This window comes from Gilliamella sp. Pas-s95, assembly GCF_009795795.1.
Lineage (GTDB): Bacteria > Pseudomonadota > Gammaproteobacteria > Enterobacterales > Orbaceae > Gilliamella > Gilliamella bombicola.
The window spans coordinates 1-471 of record NZ_WTFC01000083.1; the positions used below are offsets into that span (position 1 = coordinate 1).

At 40.8% G+C, this 471-nt stretch carries 1 protein-coding gene; it reads right to left on the minus strand.

Annotation, left to right across the window (positions count from 1 at the left end):
• A partial coding sequence (locus GQ598_RS10935; protein ID WP_160404139.1) for an IS30 family transposase occupies window positions 1-471 on the minus strand: 471 nt, incomplete at both ends.

Here is a 471-nt window from a genome sequence, read left to right on the forward strand (position 1 = left end):
CGGCCCCATTATCAAAGGTAATGCTTTTAACCATTTTTTTAAACGGCGTTAGTAATTTTATTATCATATCTCTCGCTTCGGAGGCAGTACGTTGATTGATGCGTCCAATTAATACTAGCCCGGTTTTGCGTTCAACTAATGTCACCAATGCTTGCTTGTCTTTACGGCTAATTATCGTATCTCCCTCCCAATGTCCTCGCGTTTTCCGGCTTTCTACATAACTTGGACGTTGTTTAATTGGCCGTTTATAGCGGCGCTCTCCTTCTTTAATACTCGGTGCCTTACAATGCCTATAGGCTTTGCCTTTTCGCCTTAGATAAGGTTTAAATTGTTCATAGCGCGCTTTATTTTGATAAAGGTAGTTATAGATTGATTGAACACTGACTTTCTTTAAACGTGCGGCAATCTGCTCTGGGCTGTAATAATGCATGAGGTATTTTTCAACTTGACGCCATACCGAAGACTCTATTG